The organism is Roseibium sp., from assembly GCF_025698965.1.
Lineage (GTDB): Bacteria > Pseudomonadota > Alphaproteobacteria > Rhizobiales > Stappiaceae > Roseibium.
Genome location: NZ_JAILWL010000474.1, coordinates 1 through 4,956, shown reverse-complemented (window position 1 = coordinate 4,956; position 4,956 = coordinate 1). Strand labels below are relative to the sequence as shown.

The window sequence follows — 4,956 nt, the reverse complement described above, 5'->3', positions numbered from 1 at the left end:
CATCACCGGCCTTACCGCCGGTAATCAACCGATTGCCCAGGCTGCCATGGTCGATGGCAGCGTTGACGAGGAAGACCGCAACCGGAACATGGGCTACATCATCACCGGCGTCAGTTTTGGTCTCGTTGGCGGCCCGATCATCGGCGGATTTCTGTCCGACCCGATCATTCTTGGAAGTCTTGCCAGCATCAAGCTGCCCTTCTATGCGAGTTTTGTTCTTGTCGCGATTGCGATCTTTCTGGTGCTCTTCTTCTTCAAGGACCAGCATGACAAAGTCGCAGAGCGTGAACCGTTCGTGTTCCGCCTCATTGAGATTTTCGAATCTCTCTGGCTGATCAAGAACTACCCGGTCGTTGTACGGCTGACGGCGGTGTTCTTCTTTTTCCACATCGCCAATCTGTCGTTTTACATCTTCGTCGACAACTACCTCACCAGCCGATTCGGCTATGGCACGCTGGGAGGTAGCATGGTGATGCTGACGATCGGTGCCGCACTGGCGTTTTCGAGCACATTCCTGGTTGTACCGGCACAGAAGCGGTTCAGCAAAGAGGCGATACTGGGCACGACATTCGTGGTCTGGGCCATCTCCGCTGCTGCTTTCATCGCATCACCTATCGCGATACTGACCTTTATTCCGGTCTTCTGTTTCTATTTCATCTTTGGCATCGCTTATCCGACGTTTCTCGGGCTTTATTCCGCAGCTGTTAATGATGAAGAACAGGGATGGATCATGGGTGTGACCATCGCTGTTTTCACGCTGATTGCCGGAATCATTTCGCTTATTGGCGGCGAGTTGATCGGTCTTGATCTGGATATTCCGTTTTACGGTGTGATCATCGCAGCGCTGATTGCGCTTGTTGTAATGTTCCTTGCGTGGAACAAGCCGGAAATAAAGGCGTTAACGCGAAGGTCCGGTGGCTGACACGCACTGCGTCAGCCACCTTATCTTATTAATTCCAATAATCCGCGCCGACGCGGTCGTGATGCAATTCACGATATCCGGTTTCCGTCCGTACCAGGCCAATGTCTCTCAACTCCTGCGAATTCAGATGAGACAAAGCTTTGGCAGTAGCCCTGCGACGGTAATACCGGCGAAGCTCAGCGGCGAGTACACGAAAGGCAGATAGCAAGCGGCTGCGGCTATGGGCACGGCTGCGAAAAACGGTTTCAATCTCAAGGCTCATCTCACTTCTCCTAAGGACACATGTCCTCCGTTTCCCGGGGACGAGGAGACAATGGCAGGTCAATCCTGACAGCTGGGAGTCATGTTTGATCTCCTTATGTTCTCAGGGTATGATTTTTTTTCGACCCAATTCCTCAAGAGCCAACTTCATGAACCCGATAGAACGTGCGCTCGGCATTTTGTTGCTGCTGACCGGCGGCAAGATCGTCCCGGCAACAGTGCTTGCCGAGCGGTTTCAAGTTTCACTGCGAACGATTTACCGGGATATCGACCGGTTGATCGCCCTCGGCGTGCCGGTGGATGCCGAGCGCGGTGCCGAGGGCGGCTACCGGCTTGCCCAGGGTTATCTCCAGCCTCCGGTTGCCCTGACGCGAAACGAAACCGCCGCCCTTCTGGCTGCGATGGCCCTGGTGCGCAGCAGCCGGACGGTGCCGCTGGCTGACGATCTGGCATCTGCGGAGAAAAAGCTTCTGGCAACCTTGCCCAGGAACCTGCACGGCCTTTTGAAGGAAGCGGACCGGATTGTCGGAATCGAACCGATTCCGCCCGACATCTTCCACTCCGGCACCAAGGCGGAACCAACAGAGGACTGGCAAAGGGCGCTGGACGGTTTCATGTCCGGCATTCTTGACGGCAAACGCGTCCGTTTCGATCACTTCAATCCAGTTCGCGACACGGTCAAATCACACGATGTCGAGCCGTTTGGTGTCATGTTCGACCGGGATTTGTGGTATCTGGCCGGCCGCTGTGTCGATTCGAATCTCTTGAAGGTCTATCGTGCCGACCGGGTGCGGGATCTGGAGATTAGCGGCCTGTTTTTCCGGCCGGACAAGGAGTTTTCAATTCAAAGCCTTTTGGGAGGCGCCTGGCTCTCGCAGGCCATGCGCCGCTGGGAGCAGGAAGAACAGATTGCCGAGATACTGATCACCGCTCGCCAGGCCAAGAAACTCAGTGCTGACTGGTACTACCGTCACGCAGTCTTCACACCGGCTGGCGACGGAAAGATCCTGATCAGCATTCCAAGCACGGAACGGGCCCGCATCCTGCCACTGGTGCGCTGGCTTGGACCGGGCGCGGAATTGCAAGGGCCCGACAACCTGCGCCAGGAACTGGCCGTCGAACTCCGGGAATTGGCAGAACTTTACGGAACCGAAGCTCCCTAGCGCGCTGACCTTGAAACGCGCGGCATGAATGCAAAATCCTCCATTGCGAGTTTCAAATCTAAAAACGACACAAGATCACATCCAATATTCTATGGATGCGTTCTGGAACGCTCAGCCCAGGAAATAAAGCCCGGCAAAGCCGGCCAGTCCAACAATGATCCGCCACCAGGCAAAGGGAGCAAAACCATGGCGGGATACGAAGTCCAGCAATCCCTTGACCACGAACACTCCCGCAACAAACGAGGCGACAAAGCCGATGGTGATAATCATGGCATCGTCCATCGAAAGCACATTGCGGTTTTTGTAAAGATCGTAGGTGAAGGCTCCCGCCATGGTCGGCATGGCCAGAAAAAACGAGAATTCGGCCGCCGAGCGCTTGTCAGTCCCCATCAGCAGCGACCCGGCAATGGTCGCCCCCGAGCGTGAGACGCCCGGTATCATCGCCAGAACCTGACAGCAGCCGATCTTGAAACAAAGCGATAGAGGATAGTCCATGACGTTGGTGTAGCGAGGTTTCAGCGGCAGGCGGTCAATCCACAGAAGAATGATGCCACCGACCAGCAACGCGGTACAGATCAGCGCAGGGGTTTCGAACAGGACCTCCTTGATGAAACTGTGCAGAAGAACACCAATGACAGCAGCCGGCAAAAAGGCGAGCAATATGCCGAAAACGAATCTTCGGCTGGTGGGATCACTCGGCAAGGCCAGGGCAAGTTGCCACAGCCGACCGAAATAAACAGAGAGAATTGCGAGGATTGCCCCGAGCTGAATCAAAACTTCAAAAGTTTTTCCGGTGCTTTCAAAACCCAGAAAGTGGCCAAGCAGAAGAATATGCCCGGTGGACGAGACGGGAATGAATTCGGTTAGCCCCTCCACAATTCCCAAAATCAACGCATTAACAATAGTTTGACCGTCCATAGTATCTCTTGTCTCCAAAGACCTGATGAAAAAATAGTCTGATCAAATATGTCTCGCGGCTGGGGACATGACCTGAACGCCCGCTTATTTGCAGGAGCAAACCGGCTGCGTCAAACCCTTGATAACCATATGTGGGGCAAACTCCCGGTTAAGGTGATTTTCATCCCGGCCTGATTAGTGAGGATAAGGACATCCGAACCGGGTGAAACGCTTTCTTTTTTGAAACGAAACGGATCAACCTGTTCCTTCCTGTTCCCGACCCCGACCGGGTCAACATACCGAACAGGACCGGAATGGTTCTCCCGGAAAACAACTCGCCCTAGTCTTGCCACAGTTCAAGCTCTAAACCCATTCATGCTCACGCTTTACCATCATCCCTTTTCGCCTTCGTCCCGGTTCATAAGGCTCATCTTGAGTGAATACGGCGCGGCGTTCGAAGAGCAACACGTCAACCCGTGGGAGCGACCGCAGGAACTGCTGATGCTGAATGCAGCAGGCAATGTGCCGGTTCTGGTCGAAAACGAAGGACCCGCCATCTGCGGCCCGGGTCCGATCATGGAATATCTCGATGAAACGCGAGGCTATGCCGTCGCGGACCGTCGTCTCATGCCCGACCATCCGGATGCGCGGGCGGAAACCAGACGTCTGGTGGAGTGGAGCCTGATCAAATTCGACCAGGAGGTGGTCGGTCATCTGGTCCGGGAACGCCTCTACAAGCAGATCATGCCGAAATCGGCTGGCGGTGGGGAGCCGGATTCCGCCGCGCTTCGCGTTGCCCGTGCAAACATCCACCATCACCTGAGATATTTTGCTTATCTGGTTGCTTCACGCAGGTGGCTGGCTGGTGACAGGCTCTCGTTTGCCGATTTCGCGCTCGCGGCCACTCTGTCATGTGCCGATTATCTGGGTGAGGTTCCCTGGGGCGATGAAGATGACATTCGCAGTTGGTATGCCAGAGTGAAATCCCGACCCAGCATGCGCCCGCTCCTGGGCGAGAAAGTGCTTGGCATGCCTCCGGCCCCGACCTATGCGGATCTGGATTTCTGAAAATCTGCCCCCTAAACTGATGGCTCGGGTGGACCATACGGTCTGCTCCAACACGTGCTGCATCATATCTTGGATACAAAAACTCAAAAGCTTCTGGCCACTTTCAAGGACAAAGCCGTAAGTCTCGGATTTGACGGCGTGAAAATTGCGCCCGCCGACAGCATTCCCGATGCCGGCAAGCGGCTGCAATCCTATATCGACAAGGGTTACCACGGCACCATGGGATGGATGGAGGAGACGGCGGAACGCCGATCGTCGCCGACGTCACTCTGGCCTGAAGTGAATTCCGTCATCATGCTGGCGATGAATTACGGTCCGGACGAGACCCCAGAAAATCATCCGCTCGCTCACCTCAACGACAAAGGCTCCGGGGGGATCTCCGTCTATGCCCGGCACCGCGACTATCACGACGTGATCAAGGGTCGCTTGAAGGAACTTGCAAGCTTTCTTGTCTCGCGCGCAGGGGGGGATGTGAAAGTCTTTGTCGACACAGCCCCGGTTATGGAAAAGCCTCTTGGTCAGGCGGCGGGTCTCGGCTGGCAGGGCAAGCACACAAATCTCGTATCGCGCGACCTTGGTTCCTGGTTCTTTCTCGGGTCAATCTTCACGACACTGGAGCTGCCTTCGAGCGGTGTGGAGCAGGAT

At 55.3% G+C, this 4,956-nt stretch carries 6 protein-coding genes; 4 read left to right on the top strand and 2 right to left on the bottom strand.

Annotation, left to right across the window (positions count from 1 at the left end):
* On the top strand, nt 1–922 hold a 922-nt coding region (locus K5905_RS27350), incomplete at its 5' end, for an MFS transporter (protein ID WP_297590220.1).
* A 28-nt stretch (nt 923–950) separates the two neighbouring features.
* Here K5905_RS27350 and K5905_RS27345 read toward each other — a convergent pair.
* On the bottom strand, nt 951–1,184 hold the full coding sequence (locus K5905_RS27345; protein WP_297590218.1) for a DUF1127 domain-containing protein: 234 nt from the start codon (nt 1,182–1,184) through the stop codon (nt 951–953).
* A 148-nt stretch (nt 1,185–1,332) separates the two neighbouring features.
* Between K5905_RS27345 and K5905_RS27340 the strand changes: the two genes are divergently transcribed.
* A complete protein-coding gene (locus K5905_RS27340; protein ID WP_297590216.1) occupies nt 1,333–2,346 on the top strand; it encodes a YafY family protein in 1,014 nt (337 codons plus the stop codon).
* A gap of 111 nt (nt 2,347–2,457) precedes the next feature.
* Here K5905_RS27340 and K5905_RS27335 read toward each other — a convergent pair whose 3' ends face one another.
* On the bottom strand, nt 2,458–3,264 hold the full coding sequence (locus tag K5905_RS27335) for an undecaprenyl-diphosphate phosphatase (RefSeq protein WP_297590214.1): 807 nt from the start codon (nt 3,262–3,264) through the stop codon (nt 2,458–2,460).
* 354 nt (nt 3,265–3,618) lie between these two features.
* Between K5905_RS27335 and K5905_RS27330 the strand changes: the two genes are divergently transcribed.
* Together K5905_RS27330 and queG are read left to right on the top strand one after the other, a co-directional pair.
* Nucleotides 3,619–4,311 carry a glutathione S-transferase family protein gene (locus K5905_RS27330; protein WP_297590212.1) on the top strand — a complete coding sequence of 231 codons (693 nt, stop codon included), beginning with the start codon at nt 3,619–3,621 and terminating at the stop codon, nt 4,309–4,311.
* A 69-nt stretch (nt 4,312–4,380) separates the two neighbouring features.
* A partial coding sequence (gene queG, locus K5905_RS27325; RefSeq protein ID WP_297590210.1) for a tRNA epoxyqueuosine(34) reductase QueG occupies nt 4,381–4,956 on the top strand: 576 nt, incomplete at its 3' end.